At 59.3% G+C, this 17,749-nt stretch carries 17 protein-coding genes and 1 pseudogene; all 18 read right to left on the bottom strand.

The features are described 5' to 3' along the window. Positions 1–29: 29 nt before the first annotated feature. Positions 30–1,043: a glycosyltransferase family 4 protein gene (locus CKW22_RS11405; protein WP_095064121.1), complete on the bottom strand. Its 1,014-nt coding sequence runs from the start codon at positions 1,041–1,043 to the stop codon at positions 30–32. Next, positions 1,040–2,029 carry an SDR family oxidoreductase gene (locus CKW22_RS11400; protein ID WP_095064120.1) on the bottom strand — a complete coding sequence of 330 codons (990 nt, stop codon included), beginning with the start codon at positions 2,027–2,029 and terminating at the stop codon, positions 1,040–1,042. The genes CKW22_RS11405 and CKW22_RS11400 overlap by 4 nt, the downstream gene beginning before the upstream one ends. After that, entirely contained in the window at positions 2,029–3,138 is a 1,110-nt protein-coding gene (locus CKW22_RS11395) for a DUF1972 domain-containing protein (RefSeq protein WP_095064119.1), read from the bottom strand. The genes CKW22_RS11400 and CKW22_RS11395 overlap by 1 nt, the downstream gene beginning before the upstream one ends. After that, entirely contained in the window at positions 3,128–4,219 is a 1,092-nt protein-coding gene (locus CKW22_RS11390; protein ID WP_095064118.1) for a glycosyltransferase family 4 protein, read from the bottom strand. Before CKW22_RS11390 ends, CKW22_RS11395 begins: the two co-directional genes overlap by 11 nt. Next, on the bottom strand, positions 4,216–4,923 hold the full coding sequence (locus CKW22_RS11385; protein WP_095064117.1) for an acyltransferase: 708 nt from the start codon (positions 4,921–4,923) through the stop codon (positions 4,216–4,218). Before CKW22_RS11385 ends, CKW22_RS11390 begins: the two co-directional genes overlap by 4 nt. Then, positions 4,920–5,768, bottom strand: a complete 849-nt coding sequence (locus tag CKW22_RS11380; RefSeq protein WP_177447940.1) for a hypothetical protein — start codon at positions 5,766–5,768, stop codon at positions 4,920–4,922. The genes CKW22_RS11385 and CKW22_RS11380 overlap by 4 nt, the downstream gene beginning before the upstream one ends. After that, on the bottom strand, positions 5,728–6,993 hold the full coding sequence (locus CKW22_RS11375; RefSeq protein WP_095064116.1) for a hypothetical protein: 1,266 nt from the start codon (positions 6,991–6,993) through the stop codon (positions 5,728–5,730). Before CKW22_RS11375 ends, CKW22_RS11380 begins: the two co-directional genes overlap by 41 nt. Positions 6,994–6,995: 2 nt before the next feature. Beyond that, entirely contained in the window at positions 6,996–8,429 is a 1,434-nt protein-coding gene (locus tag CKW22_RS11370) for a hypothetical protein (RefSeq protein WP_095064115.1), read from the bottom strand. Positions 8,430–8,432: 3 nt separating this feature from the next. Continuing rightward, positions 8,433–9,704, bottom strand: coding sequence for an O-antigen translocase (locus CKW22_RS11365; protein ID WP_095064114.1), 1,272 nt, complete (start codon positions 9,702–9,704; stop codon positions 8,433–8,435). A gap of 8 nt (positions 9,705–9,712) precedes the next feature. After that, positions 9,713–10,819 (bottom strand): DegT/DnrJ/EryC1/StrS aminotransferase family protein, encoded by a 1,107-nt coding sequence (locus CKW22_RS11360; protein ID WP_095064113.1) that lies wholly within the window; start codon positions 10,817–10,819, stop codon positions 9,713–9,715. Continuing rightward, positions 10,812–11,282: an acyltransferase gene (locus CKW22_RS11355; RefSeq protein ID WP_095064112.1), complete on the bottom strand. Its 471-nt coding sequence runs from the start codon at positions 11,280–11,282 to the stop codon at positions 10,812–10,814. Before CKW22_RS11355 ends, CKW22_RS11360 begins: the two co-directional genes overlap by 8 nt. Next, complete coding sequence (locus CKW22_RS27810; protein WP_256577293.1) at positions 11,275–11,658, bottom strand: FdtA/QdtA family cupin domain-containing protein; 384 nt, start codon at positions 11,656–11,658, stop codon at positions 11,275–11,277. The genes CKW22_RS11355 and CKW22_RS27810 overlap by 8 nt, the downstream gene beginning before the upstream one ends. Before the next feature lie 57 nt (positions 11,659–11,715). Beyond that, positions 11,716–12,246: pseudogene (gene rfbC / locus CKW22_RS27805) on the bottom strand (dTDP-4-dehydrorhamnose 3,5-epimerase); the annotation flags it as partial. Between the two features lie 120 nt (positions 12,247–12,366). Further along, a complete protein-coding gene (locus CKW22_RS11345) occupies positions 12,367–13,419 on the bottom strand; it encodes an LPS O-antigen chain length determinant protein WzzB (RefSeq protein ID WP_095064110.1) in 1,053 nt (350 codons plus the stop codon). 218 nt (positions 13,420–13,637) lie between these two features. Beyond that, on the bottom strand, positions 13,638–15,068 hold the full coding sequence (locus CKW22_RS11340; RefSeq protein ID WP_095064157.1) for an MBL fold metallo-hydrolase: 1,431 nt from the start codon (positions 15,066–15,068) through the stop codon (positions 13,638–13,640). 101 nt (positions 15,069–15,169) lie between these two features. Then, entirely contained in the window at positions 15,170–15,433 is a 264-nt protein-coding gene (locus tag CKW22_RS11335; RefSeq protein ID WP_095064109.1) for a lipopolysaccharide assembly protein LapA domain-containing protein, read from the bottom strand. A gap of 19 nt (positions 15,434–15,452) precedes the next feature. After that, positions 15,453–15,749, bottom strand: coding sequence for an integration host factor subunit beta (gene ihfB, locus CKW22_RS11330; RefSeq protein ID WP_003252675.1), 297 nt, complete (start codon positions 15,747–15,749; stop codon positions 15,453–15,455). Between the two features lie 287 nt (positions 15,750–16,036). After that, on the bottom strand, positions 16,037–17,713 hold the full coding sequence (gene rpsA / locus CKW22_RS11325) for a 30S ribosomal protein S1 (RefSeq protein WP_003252673.1): 1,677 nt from the start codon (positions 17,711–17,713) through the stop codon (positions 16,037–16,039). Between the last annotated feature and the right edge of the window lie 36 nt (positions 17,714–17,749).

Raw genomic sequence — 17,749 nt, 5'->3', positions numbered from 1 at the left:
TGTCTACCGCCTTCTTCCTATCACTTTAGTTAGTGTTCGAGTTCACCGGCGCGCCAGCGCAAGGCCAGATACGCCAATGGCAGGTAGGCGATGATCACGCCCCACACGCCGTCCAGGCCCAGCAACAGCACACACAGGGCCACCGGCAGCAACCAGAACAGGTTGAGCGCCGCCACGGCCAGTGTCACCGGCAAGTGCTTGCCGCAATGGCGCGAGGCGAACTGGTAGGCATGGCTGCGATGGGCTTCGTACACCTTGTCACCGCGCAGCAGGCGACGGATCAAGGTGAAGGTGGCATCCACCACGAACACGCCCAGCAGGATCAGCCAGCACCAGAACAGTTGCGGCGCTGCCCAGGCAGCCTGCAGCGACAACCCCGCCAGCACGATGCCGAGGAAGCCGCTGCCTGCGTCGCCCATGAAAATCTTGGCAGGGGGGAAGTTCCAGAACAGAAAGCCGAGCGTGGCAGCAGCCAGTAGCAGCGGTAGCGGCATTAGCTGCGGCACGCCGGCCAGGGCCGACAGCAGCACCATACCTAAGCAGGCGGTGACGGCTTCGACACTGGCAATGCCGTCGATGCCATCCATGAAGTTATACAGGTTGAGCATCCACACACAGTAGAAGGCCGCCAGGATGTAGCCGAACCACTGCAGGTCGACACTGACGCCAAACACCTGCAACGGCGCCAGGCCTCCCAGCCAGTACAGCAGCCAGGCAGCTGCAGCGAAGTGGCCAAGTAAGCGCCAGCGAGCTGCGATATGGCCGTGGTCGTCCATGAAGCCGATCACCGCGATCAGTGCACCTGCCCCGCCGATGGCGACCAGCTCCGGCAGTGGCACCGCACCGACCAGGCCCAGCACCGGCAGGCAGGCCAGAAAACTCAGCACGATCGCCACGCCACCGCCCCGTGGGGTGGGCACGGTGTGCGAACTACGCGCGTTGGGCACGTCGATGATCTGCTTGTTCAGGGCGTAGCGCCGCAGCGCTGCAGTCAAAAGCAGGGAAGCCCCTGCGACGACGGGAATAAGCCACCATGCCGTCATTTATCTTGCTCTTTCAGAAAGTTGTCAGCCGTGGCCCGCAGTGCCTGATCGACATCAAGCGGCGGTGCCCAGCCCAGAAGTTCACGGTTCTTGGTGATGTCCACCTGCAACGATCCACACAGGCGCTGGGACAACCCGCGCTTGCCTGCCAGCGTTGCCGCGCCCTTGATCAGCGCATCGGGAACCGGCAGCAAGCGTGCCGGCCTGCGCAGTGCCCGGCCCAATCGCTGAAGCAACTGGGTGGTGGAAAGGTCTTCCCCATCGCTGGCGAGAAACGTCTGGTTAGCAGCTGCCGGGTGGTCAATGCACGTCACCAGCAGGTCCACCAGGTTATCCAGCGCCACCAGGCTGCGTTTGTTGTGAATGGCGCCAAAGGGCAGCGGCACGCCTTTGCTCAGCCAATTCATCATGCTGCGGAAGTTGGCTTTGACGCCTGGGCCGTACACCAGCACAGGTCGCACGATCACCACTTCCAGCCCGGTTTGCGCCGCCAGTTGGCGCAGGCCATCTTCGGCTTCGCGCTTGGAGATGCCGTATGGGTCCAAGGGGGCAGGCGCCTCGTCGGCCGTGAAGGGCTTACGCCCGTCAGTGGTTTCCCCGTTGACCTTGATGGAGCTGACGAAGACAAACCGCCGCACGCCCGCAGCCAGTGCCGCACGAGCAAGCGCCAGCGTGCCCTCGACATTGACCCGGCGAAACTCAGCCAAGGGATCGTCAGCGGTTTCATGCATCACGTGCACGCGCGACGCAAGGTGGATAACGGTGTCAACCTGCTCGAAATGCCCCGACATGGCATCGATTTCCGACAGTTCAGTGAACAGACGGTAATCCACGGCCTGCAAGCGCTGCTCAGGAAGCTTTCTGACCAGCGCTCGGGCGACCCAAACCGGGTTACCGGCCAAACGCTCGAGCAGGGCCTTGCCTACGAATCCGCTACCACCGGTCACTAGCATCGCCTGGCGTTGGGAATTGCCTTTGGCGGCCATCATCCTCTCCCCGCCCGGCCCAACAGACGGGTGAACACGGCGCGATACTGGTCGGCAATGACAGACCAGCGGTAGCGGCGGTGGGCAATCTCATGCAGGCGTGCGGCCAATTGCGCACGCCGCGATTGATCGCCCATCAGCGCTTGCGCATGGTTACGCAGCGAGGTGCTGTCGGCAAAGTACAAGGTCTGATCTTCAGTGGTGGCGCGGTTGAACGAGACATCGAAGGCGACGATAGGCAAGCCCAGCCACATGGCTTCGACCAACGATGGGTTGGTACCGCCGGCACTGTGGCCATGCAGATAGACCGTTGCGTTGCTGCGCAGCGGGCTTAACTGCTCCACGTCGTAGATCGGGTCCAGCAGGTGAATGCCGCTCCCCCCTTCATATTGCTTGCGCAGTTGCACGCCGTATTCGCTGTGGTTCCAGTTGCCGATGATCACCAGCGGCATGCCAGAGCCGGCGAAGGCCTCGAGAATGACATGGATGTTGTTCTCAGGCTCGATCCGGCACACCGTGAACGCATAGGGCGCATCGAGGAAGGGATAGGCCTGGCGTGCTTGCGCCGTCGGCTCCCCCGCCTTGGCCTGGTCACCGCCATAGGCAATCAGTTCGCTGGGCTTGCTGTACTGCGCGGTCACGTATTCTTGCAGCACTTTGTTGTCGGTGATCACCGCATGGGCAAAACGCACCGCCACCGCTTCCGACAACTTCAGGAACCAGCGGGCAAAGTTCGACCACTTGGCGCGCTTCCACTCATAGCCATCGATATTCACTACGATTGGCTTGCGGGTCAGCAAACGGATAAAGGGCAAAGCAATACAACCGGACACACCGAGAATAAGCATCAGATCATGCTTGCGATAGGCGTGCAGCATGCTCAAAACATCATAAGGAATGCTCTGAATACCGTTGGCTTTAAGATTGATGTACACCAGACGGGCACGTTCGAAAAACGTCGGGCGCTCGGGGTAATGGGGCGCACTGCAATAGACGGTGAGTTCGCAGTCACTCGGCAGGTTGCGCACCAATTGTTCGGTCAATGTTTCCCAGCCACCGTATTGAGCGGGCAAACCTACCGTTCCAATCACTGCAATCTTATAGGTCATCAAACACCATCACGATATTTTTCTGGAAGTTGGCGGTGGAAAACTCACTCGCTTTCCTGCGTGCACGTTCAGACAATGCCTGGCATGCCTGAGGGTCTTGCGACAGGCGCGCAACTGTGCGCACCAGCTGTTCAGGGTTCTTCGAATCGATCTGGTAGCCCTCTACACCGTCGCTTACCAACTCGACCGGCCCCCCTACCGGCGGCACGATGGTGGGTATGCCAAAGGCCATGGCCTCGAGAATGGTCAGGCCGAAGGTTTCTACCCAGCCGTCCACATGGGACAGGTTAAGCACCAGGCTGGCATCACGGTAGAACCGCACCACATCCGCACTGGCCGGGCTTAGCGTGAGATTTGCTGGCAGCGCCCTGCCGGCGAAGTAATGGTCCACTTCCTGCGAGCTGGCGTTGAGCACCAGGGTAAACTTGAGCACCGGGTCAGCGGCCAGTGCGCTGGCCAAGGCGAGGAACTCGTCCACCCCCTTGTAGGCCTTCAGCGACGCCAACATCAGTACATTGAAACGCCCCGCGTGCAGGTGCTGGTAAGGCGTGGCCATCGCCTGCTGCTGGAACCCCTCGGCCAGGGCGTTGTACACGGTCACCGCCGGCACCCCAGCCACCGCCTCTTGGGCCTGCAAGTACCGGGAAACATAAACCACCTTGCTGGCGCAAACGGCGATCACCCGGCGTAGAAACGCCTTGAGCAACGCAGGCCGGATGGAGGTCTCGTGTACGTGGTAAACCACCTTAGCACCGCGCAAGCGCGCAGCCAGGGCAGCACCGAAGGGCAGCATGGTGTTGACCAGCACAACCGACCCCGGCCGCACCCAGCGCAACAGGCTGAAGAACAGCGCCACCTGTGAACCGGCATACGCCAGCAAGGTCAGCCAGCGGTTGTCGAAACGCTTGTAGGCAAACTTGCAGGTCGGCACCTGCAGTTCGTCGAGCACGCCGTGGCCGCTGGAGCCTACGTGCAGGGTACAGGCGGCGCCACTTTGCTGCAGCGCAGTGATGGTCTGGTTGAGTACCCGGGGGCTGCCACTGTAGTCATTCAACAGATGGACAAAGTGCAAAGTTTTCATGCCACCCCTTCTTCAGCGACGCGCGACTTGATGAACTTGGCCGGCACGCCGCCATAAATCGAGTTCTTGCGATACACCCCCGCCGCCACCACCGCCCCTGCGGCGAACACGCAACCGTCCTCGATCACCGCACCATCGAGCACGGTCACCTTGGCGCCGATCCAGCAGTTACGCCCCACCTTGATGCCCTGGCGGCTCACGCCCTGCAGCCGGATGGGCTGGTGCGGGTCTTCGAAATTGTGGTTTTCCGAATGGAAGCTGACGAAGTTGCCAATGATGGTGTCGCTGCCAATTTCGATACCGCCGGCGCAACCCAGGAAGCAGCCGGCACCCAGGCCGACGTTGTCACCGATCACCAGGCCCTTGCCGATGTTGGCTAGGCTACCGGTGCACTCGATGATGATTTGCTTGTTCAGCGACACGGCAGTACCGAAGCGGATGCCGTCATTGGACAAGGCGTCGACGAAACAGCCCTGGTCGATCACCAGCCCTGGGCCGTAATCGATCTTGCCAACTTCTTTCAAGGTGACCCCCGAGCCAATGAACGCCAGACGGCGCCTGCGCAGGCGGATCACGCCGCGACAGGCCATCATCAGTTTGGTCACGAACAGCCCCAGCAAGTAGCCCGACGAAATACGCCGGTCGACTGTCAAGTGACGCTTCTTGACCAACAGCACTAGCCTTTCCAGCAAGGCATGCATCATTTCACGGCCCTCACCTGGGTAAACAAGGCCTTGATGAAGGCCAGGCTGCGGTAGGCCAGCGCTTTGCGAAAGGCCGCATAGGCCAGGTACAGGTCAAGCAGACGTCGCTCGAGCAGGCCATGGGAATGGAAACTGATGCGCAGGCCGTGGATCATTTCTTCGAAGCGGAACAGGGCGCGCTCCGGCGTATCTGCGCTGTGCTCGGAGAGGTCGTGGGCAATTTCCACATCCAGCACGCAGGCCTTGGGGAAATACCCCTCGTAGCGAATGAAGAAGTCGGTATCGGTGGCATAAAAACGCAGCCGCTCATCATAGAAGGGCGTCATGCGCTGGAAACATTCACGGGTGAAGATCAAACCGCTGTTGATCCCCAGCAGGTTTTTCGAATCGACCAGCCCCGCAGCCACGCCAGGCGTCAGGCGGCCCATGAACAACCAGCGTTTGCCGGGGCTGACCAGTTGGCCGTGGCTGACCAGCCGAGGCATGAACACGCCCACCTGGTCCCCCGCTGGCGTGCTGCGCACCTGGGCGATCCGCGTCAGGCAACTGGACAGGCGTATGTTCGAATAGTTGGTGTCGTCGTCCGAAATCATGAACAGGTCAACCCCAGCGGCAAACGCCTCCTTGGCCACCTGGTTGTAGATCACCGATAAACGCTGGTTGTCGGCCTCGTACCAGCGCACACCCGGGCACGGCTGTGCAACGCCGGGGGAGTTGTTCCAGACGTACAGTTGCAGGTCGATCCCATCGCCCTGCAACAACGCCTGCTGCGCGAGCAGCGACTGCAGGGCAATCGAGTCCTGGCTAGCCTTGCGATACAGAACGATCAGTACTGCCAAGCTCAACTTTTGTTCTTCTGTTTTCACCAATGATCACCATCACCACAACCGCAAAAATGTAAAGGACCACACTGTTCGTATAAGACTGGAAAAAGAACGAGCTGAGGAAGAACGGGTAACTGGCAATAACGAAGTTACCCAGGCCGTTCTTCCATGAACTGGCATGAGGCCGATCCCGGACGATGAGCGTCACCAGCCTGTGATACCAGAGAACCAACCCGGCCATGATCAGCAGGCCGACCCACCCGCACGTGGCCAGCAGGTTGAGCCAGAACGAATCGAACCAGTGCGGCTGGCCCGGGCCTACCGCACCAAAGCCATAGCCCATCGGGTGCGTGGTGAGTACCTGGTACATGTGCAACCACTGGCGCTCGCGGTCCAGCGCCGACAGGTCCTCGGTGTAGCCCATCGACAGGTAGGCGAAAATCGCTACGGTCAGGACCACGAACTGCAGGTAGCCCAGCATCGAGATCAGCCAAGCCGTGCGCAACACCCTGGCCACCACTAGCATCGAGCAGATGCATACCAGGCCAATCATTGCGGTGCGCACCGAGCCAATCGCGATCAGCCCGCACAACAGCACAAACACAGCGCCAAGCAGCAGGCGTCGGGCAAACGACCTGTCGCGCCCGCTGAGCAACACGGCCAGCGTCATGGCGGCGGTGTTGAGAATAACCGCAGAAAACTCCAGCGTACCGGTAAAAAAACCGGAAACGCGCGGCAGCCCGTCGCGCATTGAGTTGTACGGTTGCAGTTCGTAGCCTTTGGCCGTGAGCAGCGGCCAGTACCAGAACTGCTCGGCCGAGGCGATGGTCAGGTATTGGTACAACGCATACACGCCGGTGAGCACACTCATTGCCAGCACCGACCAATACACATGACGCAGTTTTTTCTCTGTCGACACGGCCTGCGCCCAGATGGCCACCGCCATGCCGACGAATACCGGCACGGCCAATGCGCGGAACATGCGCACGGACGAGGCACTCAGGTCACCGAACAGCAGGTACAGGAAGGCGAAGAACAACACGATCAGCAATGACCGCCCGACTTCAGGGTTAAGCGTGCCACGCGCGGTGACGCTGGTCAGCGCCCGCAGCAGCAGCCACATGATTATCAGCAGGCTGATCATTTCTCGCCAACCGGCAAAGACACTGCTCAGCCCTAGCGTCAACACGGCAAAATCGCTGAAGAACAGCAGGCCGAACAACACCCCGATAAAGATCTTGATCACACTTACCCTCGCGCTCTAGTCAGCCTGGCCAGCCGGAACAGCGTGACCTTGATCAAGATCTTGATTTTCGGCACCCAGGCGTAGGCAAGCAGCGTTCGCAGTGCCAGCTTTGCGTCTATGCGGCACAGGGCGTCGAAGACATCCGCAGGGATCATGCTAGTGACCTTTCCTGTCGGTTTCATGAAATCGAGGTTGCCCGTCCACGGCAGCATGGCCGCCAGCAGGTTTTCGCTGTACTCGCCGCGTTCGATGCAGGCCAGGTAACGCGCTTTCACGGCCTCGACCGAATTCACCCGCTGTACCGCTTCGACCACCGGTGCACTGGGCTGCGGATGTTCGATACTGGCAAGCAGTTGGTCGATGCTGGCAACCTTCAAGCCATCAGCTGGCGAATACCCTTGGATCGGCGCAACCAGCCCCACACATCGCCGGCCCTTGAGCAATTGCTCGGCAAACGCGGTACCACCGGGTACAGGGTAGCTGTCCAGGTAGAAATCGGCCTTTTCCGCAAAGGCCAGGTAGTCCTTGTACGGCAAGTGTCGACGGATGAAAAAGCGCGTGGGGTAACGCAGTTTCACCGTCCACCACCACATGTTGGTCAAGGGGTTGGCCCCGATGATCCAGCACTCGGCATTGACAAACCGGGTCAGAATTGCCGTGATCGACGGGCGCATGTCCAGGCCGCCGTGCGGCTTGTACTTAGCCGCCGAGGCGGCACTGAACACCTTGATTCGCGCGTGCGTGGGCGCAGTGTCCGAAACGATGGCTGCGCTGGTTTCGATCGGGATCGCCAGGAAGCTCTTCTGGCAGGTGAGGTGTTTTTTCTTGTCCAGGTGATGCCCGTAGGCACTGATCTCGAAATACACATCGGCCACCGAAGCGCCGAAGCTGAACACATGGTCCGCGTGGTTGACGAAATACACCGTCACCGCGGCACCACGCTGCTGCTTCAGGAGGCCGCAGGCGACGGTGGTGGTGATGTCGTCCGGGTGGATGTGCAGCACCACCTTGTCGTACCGGCCCAGGGTGTCGACGATGGACTGTAGCCGGGCACACGGGTCATCGCCGCGCGCCACCTCGATATGGGCGAAGTAGCCTGCCAGGCGCTCGAGCACCTGAGGCTTGGCGCTGCGCGTTACCAGCAGGTCCACTGGCCCTCCGTGCATATGCGCCAGGCGCTCCATCAGCCGGGTGTGCCCGCCTTGCAAATAGGGTTCGCTGACCACATGCAGACAGCCCCCCGCTACCCCGCTGGCGGCGGGCACCGTGACCTGGCTGGCACATTGAGCTACCAGGTGGCGCTCCAGCGCAGCCGCCTCGTAGATGTCCAGGTCCACGGCCCAGAGCAGCGCGCCATAGACTTGTGCCTGGGCCAGTGCGGCCCCTGGCGCTGCCTTCAGTATGCGTGCCTGTAGCTGCTCAACCACTTCTTTCATCACTCAGCTCCGTGCCGAATCAGCGACAATCGACGGCAAGCGCCGATAAACCGTGAAATACATGACTATCGCGTACAGCAGGTAATTGACGGCGTAGGCCAGTGTGACCTTCTCGTACCCCCAGAGTTGCGTGAGGTACACCGTCAAGCCGTACAGCGACAGCGTGGCAAGGATTTCCGTCACCAGGTAGAGCCGCGTCAAAGCCTTGCTCAGCATCAAGTACGCGATCAGCCAACTGGCAATTTTCAGGCTGTCGCCCACCATCTGCCAGGCGAACAACTCGCGCATCGGCAGGAACGACTCAGAGAACAGCACCAGGATGATGAAGTCGCGCAGTAGGTAGATCACCAGCCCGGCGAAAAGGGTCATGGGCAGGATCAGCTTGTAGCCCTGCAGGATTTCCCGACGCAGTTCACCGGCGTCCGCCAGTTCGGAAAGCCGCGGCAAGTAATACACCGCCAGGGTGGTGGTGATTAGCATCAGGTACGCCGAGCTCAAGCGCCACATTGCCTCCCAGTACCCAGCTTGCTCCCAGCCGAACGTAGTGCCCAGGTAGTCACGCAGGAATACATGACAAACTGGCAGGGAACAGGCCGTAACCACGGCCATCAGGGCGAACTTCGAGAGCCGGGCCAGCGCTTGCCGGTCCAGGCCACCGAAAAAGTCGCCAAGGCGGAACCATGGGGTGCGCATGCAGATCAGCAACGTGGCCACAAAGCTCAAGGACTGGTAGACCGCCAGAGCCACCAGTGCACCGTACAGCCCCAGCTGAATAGTCAGCGCACAGGTGACTACTAGCGAAATCAGGCTACCGAGGATATTGGCCAGCACATAGCGGGCGACATCCTTCTTGCCATTGAGCACCCCCAGCAACAACGAATTGAACGAAAAAAACACCAAGGTGGCGGCAAACCAGAGCAGCACTGTCGCCAACGATTCGTCATTGAAGAACCAGCTGGCAAGCGGCTTTCGCAGCACGATAATGGACACCGCCAGCAGCAGGGACACCAGCACCGACAGCGTCCCGGCGGTTCTCCATATCTTGCGTTGCTGCTCGGGCTGTTCGGCGAACTGTGCAGTGTACTTGGTAACGCCGGTGCTGACGGCGCCGCTGGCTAGGGTGGTGAACATCGTCACCGCATTCTGCAACTGGCCGATGGCCGCGTAGCCAGACGGCCCTACATACAGGGCCAGCACCTTGTTGAGGCCCAGCAAGGTGGCCATCTTCACTGCAACCGCTACGGCATTGAGCAGGCTAGTTCTGATCAGGGTCATACCGGCACTCAAGGACGCGTAAAGCGGTTGCAGGCGTCAATGACGTGCTCGACTGAGGACGCAGTCAGGGTCGGGTCCATGGGCAGGCTCAGCACCTGCTCATGCAGCCGCTCGCTCAGCGGCAGCGACAGATCGGCCAACTGCGGATAGGCTTGCTGCCGGTGCGGCGGTATCGGGTAGTGCACCAGAGTTTGTACACCCTGCTGTGCCAGGTGCTGCTGCAACTGTTCGCGGCAATCGCTGCGCACCACGAAAAGGTGCCAGGCATGCTGGCCGGCAGCGCCCGGGTCAGGCAACTGAATGGCCGGGTTGCGAATGCCGGCCAGGTACTGCTGGGCAACGTGCTGGCGCAGACGTGTCTCTTCGTCCAGGTACGCGAGCTTCACGCTCAACAGCGCTGCCTGCAGTTCGTCCAGGCGGCTGTTCACCCCTTGGTACATGTTCATGTACTTAACGTGCGAACCGTAGTTGCGCAGCGACTTCAGCGTCTCGGCCAGCCCATCGTCGTTGGTGGTTATCGCACCGGCGTCACCGAGAGCCCCCAGGTTCTTGCCAGGGTAGAAGCTGAAGCCCGACGCATCGCCCCAGGCACCCGCCCGGCGTCCGTCCAGCTCGGCAGCATGTGACTGCGCAGAGTCTTCGAGCACCAACAGCCCATGCTCACTGGCGAACGCGTTGATGGCAGGCATATCGGCAAGCCGCCCGTACAGGTGCACAGGCATGATCACGCGCGTGCGCGGGGTCAGCGCTTGCGCCAGGTTGTGCGCCCCCAGGTTGAAGCTGCCCTCATCGGGCTCCACCAGCACGGGCACCAGCTTGTTCTCGGTAATCGCGAGGATGGTCGCGATGTAGGTATTGGCAGGCACCAGTACCTCGTCGCCTTCGGCGATACGGCCAAGCAGTTTCCAGGCACGCAAGGTCAGCGTCAGCGCGTCAAGGCCGTTGGCGACGCCAATGCAGTGCTTCACCCCACAGTAGCTGGCGAACTGGGCCTCAAACTGCTTGAGCTTTTCACCCATGATGTACCAGCCAGAGTCGATGACTTCGGTGCAAGCATCAATCAATGCCTGACGGTATTGCGCGTTCACACCCTGCAGATCGAGAAACTTAACCATTGCGGTCTATCACCCTGATAATTTTTGCTGGATTGCCTACCACCACTGCATAGGGCGGGACGTCTTTGGTCACGACCGCCCCGGCCCCCACCATGGCGTACTCGCCAACGACAATGCCTGGCAGCAAGGTGGCATTTGCACCAATACTGGCGCCACGCTCCAGGCTGATGCCGTTGAATTGCTCCGGGTAGACCTTGGACCGCGGCATTGCGTCGTTGGTAAAGGTGGCATTGGGGCCAATGAATACGTCATCGGCAATACGCGTACCGTCCCATAAGTAAACGCCGGACTTGACCGTCACGTTATCGCCCAGCACCACATCGCCTTCAATCAGGGTATGTGCGCAGATGTTGCAATTACGCCCGATCTGCGCACCTTTCATGACCACCACGAATTGCCAGACCCGGGTACCCTCGCCGATGGCATCGCTTTTCACATCGGCCAATTGATGAATGCTAGGCATCGCGTTTCAACTCCGTGAACGTTGTGTAGTCACGAATGTAGTCGGCCTCGTCGTAATGGGCGTCAGCCAATACAAGCAGGACACAATCCGGGCTGAAGTCATGCATTTCGTGCCATACCATAGGCGGAATTAAGATGCCTTTGTTGAAGGTATCAAGCCATTGGTCAGTACGGTTGGCACCGTCGTCCATGACCATGCGGCAGCGCCCTGACACGCAGATCGCCAGCTGATTGAGCGCCTTGTGGGCATGGAACCCGCGGGCGACCCCGGGCAACGTCTCGGTCAGGTAATAGACCCTCTGGATTGCGAACGGCACGTTATCCAAGGCTTGCAAGGCCACCAACTGGCCGCGATGATCCCCCAGTACCTTGAACATCTCGATCTGGGACAATGCCCCTTCCCCGGCGGCATTCAGGTGATGCCTGAACGGCGGCGCGAGGTTGTCTTTTTCGCTGACGATGAGGCCATCACGCATCGGCCAGTCAATCGCCAGGTCGGGATCGTCCCAGTGAATGCTGCCTTCGGCGGCCTTGTTGTACACATCCGTCGTTTTGTACAGAAAATGTGTTTCGTCCTCGAGGGCAATAAACCCATGCGCGAAACCTTCGGGAATCCACAGCATACGGTTGTTGCGCTCGGTCAGCTCCACCCCTACCCATTGCCCGAAGGTCGGGGAGCCAGGGCGGATATCGACTGCCACGTCATAGGCCGCGCCGCGCACCACCCTCACGAGCTTGCCCTGGGCGTGCGGCGCACGCTGAAAATGCAGCCCGCGCAAAACGCCCCGATGGGACATCGAATGGTTGTCCTGGACAAATGCACGGGGTTTGCTCAAGCCAAGCTTGAGCAATTCGCCATGAAAGCGGGTTTCGTTGAAGGTTTCCGTGAACCACCCGCGATCATCCTCATACACGGCGGGTTCCACTATGACTACATCGGGAATGTTCGTTTGAACAAGCTTCATCGGCAAACCTTTGGCATGTTTTTTCGGGGCCGTTGAGGCCAGCCCCCTTTATTTCAGTAGTTTCACCGTTCGCACGGCAAATGTCTCGCGCAAAATTCCAGGTGCGCTTTCATACTCGCCTCAAGGGCAGGCGCGGCGCCTTTGCAAATTCTGCAGGGCATAGCGCAGGGTCGCTATCAGACAACCCAGACCAAAGCCAGCAATCAATCCCAGTGCAATAATCAAGTTGCGTCGTGGCTTAACCGGCACATCCGGTTGTTCTATAGTTCCGTCGAGCTGATACACACTCACTGTTCGATTCGCCGCAACCACCCCCTGATAGAACTGCTGCCTACTTTGCACTTCACGAAGCTCGGCAATGAAGGGATCTTCACTTCTACGCTGCTGTAAATTATCGATTTCGGCGGCCAATGCCTTGCTGCCCCGCATGTAAGTCAGTTCACCATCCATTTTCGACGTCAACGCCTTGGACACTTCCCCACTAATCAGTGGCGGGTTTTGCAGTCCAATGGCAGTGGCTATACGCAATGCTTCTTGCAAGCGGATGATCTTGTCTTCACGTTGACGCTGGCCGTTCTCACGCAGGTTGTCGACCTCCAACTGCAGTGTGCTGGCGCGAACGTCAGCCTCTTTGGTCGCATCGTGCAATACCTCGGCCTTTGCGGCGCCGCTGGCCTTTTCGACGTAGGCGGCCGCCCACTTCGACGCCAAGGCAGGGTCGCGACCGCGGAAAGCGACATAGGCCCGCGCCGGCCCCCCCGCCAGTTGCACGACGTCAAATGAGCTGTTGAACGCTGCGTACAATGCGCTTTGTGCGCCCTGCCCCGCAGATAACGAAGGCACGTAAACTTCTTTGAAGAACTGACGGCGCAGGGTCTCACCGTTCAAATGTTCGATGAAGATATCAAAAACCTTTCGCGAGGTGAAAGGCTCGAGGCCAGTCTGACTGGTACGCCCGTAGTTCAGGTCGGCAATATCACTGGAAGAAGGCGCTGCCAGAAAAATCTTGGCCTCATAAACCGGCTTGGCCAAGAACGCATAAGCCACAGCAAGTGCAGTGACAGCAATCGTCACTATAAAGATGAGTAACTTTTGCCGCCATACCCCCTCCAGAAACTCCAACACGTCAACTTCTTCACTATTGCTACTGCGGCGCTCAAGGTCATTGCGCATTTCTTGTGTTTTTCCTCGGGTCTGACTGTGCACACGGTTTCTGGCATACCAAAAGAACACGAATCTCTGCCTGGAACCGGGCGAGACGCGCTCTCTCAGTGTAGCGGCATTATGCCTACCTTTAGCCGATCCAGCATCTGGACTAGTCGCAGTAGATAGACCCCAGCCGCATTAGTTCCCACCTTGCGTCAGCTAGGGTACCGCTGCCAGACCAAGGGTCAGGGGATGGAGACTTCCAGGTGTATACCGGCCCGCTCAGCTTCCTGGTGCAAAGCCATTGCCAGGGCCTTTTTCGCAGTTTTTTCGCCGTGCACCAGCAGCACCTTGGCGGGCTGCACCTGGCCACCCAACGCAAACCGCACCAAGCCTTTCTGGTCCGCATGCGCCGAATAGCCCGGCAAGGTCATGATCTTCGCCCGAAGCTCATGCATCTGCCCACCCAGATCGACCTGGGCCAACCCTTCCACCCCCTCGCTCGCCTGTATCATTGCTCCCGGCGTGCCTTTAGCCTGGTAGCCGACGAACATCACCTCATGCCGTGAATCGCCCAACATGGCCGTGAGGTAATTGACGATACGCCCACCCGAGCACATGCCATTGCCAGCAATGACTATCGCCGGGCGCCCGGTGCTCTTGAGGTAATTGACCACCTGTTGGTGCCTGGCATGGGTGTCCACCCTGATCAACTGAGTGAAACCAAGCGGGTCGCGCCCTTCAGCCAGATGGGCCCTGGCTTCGTCATTCCAGTAATCATGCAATTGCGTGTAAACGGAGGTGATCCGCTGGGCCAGAGGCGAGTCAAGAATGATGGGCAGTTGAGACCAATCGAGCGGGTCTTCACCCGAAGTGGCATCCGAACACCCGAGCAGGGACTTGCGATGGAGGATGCCCTCAAGCTCATACAGCAGCTCCTGAGTTCGGCCCAGACTGAATGCCGGTATAAGAATCGTGCCCTTGTCAGCGAGGGCGCGGTCGATGGCTGCTTCCAGCCTCTGCCCACGGTCGCCGAGACAGGGATGCAGGCGATCGCCGTAAGTGCTTTCGAGCACCAGCACATCGACTCGTTCAGGGGGCCGCACCGGGTGCAACAAGGCATTGCCAGAAGGACCAAGGTCGCCCGAGAACACGTAACGCACACTGCCTCGCTCGTTTTCTACATGGCATTCCACGTAGGCAGAGCCCAGCAGATGGCCAGCGCGCTGCAAGCGGATACGGCAGCCGAGGCCAAAAAGGCCTGCAAGGTCATGCCACTGCTCGAACGGAAGCGGCACAATCAGCTCTTCGAGCAGGGCGAGATAACGCGCCACATGCGCCGGCTCACGGCTGATGCTTAGCCGGTAGGCATCCTCCAACACCACCGGAAGTAGCTTGGCGGACGGCTCACTGCAGAGGATGGGGCCACGGTAACCGGCCGCCAGCAGCACCGGAATGCGACCAACGTGGTCGAGATGCACGTGAGTGATGACCAACGCCTGCACCCCATTCACCTCGAACCCCAGCGGTGCAAACTCAGCACCTGCCGGTGTATCGGCCCCTTGCTCCAGCCCACAATCAACCAGCAGGCTGGTAGCGCCATCCAGACGAAGCTGGTGACAAGAACCGGTTACGCCTCGAGTGCCACCATGGTGAGAAAGGACGGGGTATTCCATGCTGCGCACACTCGCTTGGGCCGAAGATGAAGTGCGCTATTAGTTCATGACGACCGGGGCAAGCATAGGTGAGTCTTTCCCAAACTAGCGTAGGAAAATTCCTAACTGCCGTTGAGTGCTGCCTGACGAGCAGTCGCCCTGATCTTGCGCTTGCTGCGCTGTACGCCGTAGGCGCCCAGCAATGGCCCAACCGCCAAACCAATGACAAGGGCCGCAAGCACCAGCACCGCAACCGGCACGGCCGGTGCCGCCCAGCCGAACAGGACCAGCGAGACCGCCTGCTGATTCTCCAGCACGAAGAACAGCACCACAGCCGCCAACAACAGCACGAACACCGCCGCGAGGGCGCGCTTGAGGTTCCGCATCAGATTGCTCCTTGGTTGATCAGGCTTCAGCCTCGTCTTCTTCATTGACCCGATCACGCAGCTCTTTGCCGGGCTTGAAGTGCGGCACGAATTTGCCTTCGAGGCTGACCGACTGGCCGGTCTTGGGGTTGCGGCCGACACGGGGCGCACGATAGTGCAGCGAGAAGCTGCCGAATCCGCGAATCTCGATGCGATCGCCCGTGGCCAGGCATTGTGACATCTGCTCAAGCATGGTCTTGATGGCTAGCTCCACATCCTTCGAGGAGAGCAGCCCCTGATGGGTGACAATACGTTCGATCAGCTCCGACTTCGTCATATTTTTCCCTTCGTTATCAAGCAGCTAGATCATTGCTTATCCAGTTTGTAGCACGCCGGGAAGGATTTGAACAGGGCGGTTATTGACTTAATAAAAAAAATCAAGATTGAAGTTTTACAAGAATGGTCTAGCCGGCAAGGGCCTATGGGTGTTCTGCGGTGGATTTACGGTGACGCGGCGCTCGATCGTCCAGGCGCCCCAAAACTAAAGGCAAACACCAAAAAGCCCACGCAAACGCAAAAAAAAGGGCGACCCGAGGGTCGCCCTTTTTACCGATCAAACAGAACTTAGTTCTGCTTGGCCATTGCTTCGCGCAGCAGCGCAGCCATGGTGGTGTCGGCAGCCGCTTCCGGAGCGTTTTTCAGGCTCTGGATGGCTTCACGCTCTTCAGCGTCGTCTTTCGATTTGATCGACAGGCTGATAACGCGGGACTTGCGGTCAACGCTGATGATCTTGGCTTCGATCTCTTCGCCTTCTTTCAGAACGTTACGCGCATCTTCAACGCGGTCACGGCTGATTTCGGAAGCTTTCAGAGTGGCTTCGATGTCGTCGGCCAGGGTGACGATGGCGCCTTTGGCGTCAACTTCTTTCACGATGCCCTTGACGATAGCGCCCTTGTCATTGACAGCAACGAAGTTGGAGAACGGATCGTCTTCCAGCTGCTTGATGCCCAGGGAGATGCGCTCGCGCTCTGGATCGACCGACAGGATGACGGTTTCCAGCTCGTCGCCCTTCTTGAAACGACGTACGGCTTCTTCGCCGGTTTCGTTCCAGGAGATGTCGGACAGGTGAACCAGGCCGTCGATGCCGCCGTCCAGACCAATGAAGATACCGAAGTCGGTGATCGACTTGATGGTACCGGTGATCTTGTCACCCTTGTTGAACTGGCCGGAGAAGTCTTCCCATGGGTTGGACTTGCACTGCTTGATGCCCAGGGAGATACGACGACGCTCTTCGTCGATGTCCAGAACCATGACTTCCACTTCGTCGCCAACCTGAACGACTTTCGACGGGTGGATGTTCTTGTTGGTCCAGTCCATTTCGGAAACGTGTACCAGACCTTCAACGCCTTCTTCCAGCTCAGCGAAGCAGCCGTAGTCGGTCAGGTTGGTAACGCGAGCTTGTACGCGAGTACCTTCTGGGTAGCGGGCAGTGATAGCAACCCACGGATCTTCGCCCATCTGCTTCAGACCCAGCGAAACGCGATTGCGCTCACGGTCGAACTTCAGAACGCGAACGTCGACTTCGTCGCCAACGTTAACGATTTCGGAAGGGTGCTTGATGCGCTTCCAGGCCATGTCGGTGATGTGCAGCAGGCCGTCGATACCGCCCAGGTCCACGAAGGCGCCGTAGTCGGTGAGGTTCTTGACGATACCTTTGACTTGTTGGCCTTCCTGCAGGGTCTCCAGCAGGGCTTCGCGCTCGGCGCTGTTCTCGGCTTCCAGCACGCTGCGACGGGAAACGACAACGTTGTTGCGCTTCTGGTCCAGCTTGATGACCTTGAATTCCAGCTCTTTGCCTTCCAGGTGGGTGGTGTCGCGCACAGGGCGGACATCAACCAGGGAGCCCGGCAGGAACGCACGGATGCCGTTAACGTCGACAGTGAAGCCGCCCTTAACCTTACCGTTGATAACGCCCTTGACCACTTCTTCGGCGGCGAAAGCTGCTTCCAGAACAATCCAGCACTCGGCGCGCTTGGCTTTTTCACGGGACAGTTTGGTTTCGCCAAAGCCGTCTTCGACCGCGTCCAGCGCAACGTGAACTTCGTCACCGACCTTGATGGTCAGCTCGCCAGCTTCGTTGTAGAACTGCTCGAGCGGGATGACGCCCTCGGACTTCAGGCCAGCGTGTACGGTAACCCAGTCGCCGTCGATGTCGACAACGATACCGGTGATGATCGCACCCGGCTGAAGATTGAGGGTTTTCAGGCTTTCTTCAAAGAGTTCTGCAAAGCTTTCGCTCATTTTAATTCCTGTAGATTCGGGCGAAACAGACGCCCA

Source organism: Pseudomonas sp. Irchel s3f19, from assembly GCF_900187555.1.
Lineage (GTDB): Bacteria > Pseudomonadota > Gammaproteobacteria > Pseudomonadales > Pseudomonadaceae > Aquipseudomonas > Aquipseudomonas capeferrum.
This window is presented reverse-complemented; position numbering and strand designations above follow the sequence as displayed.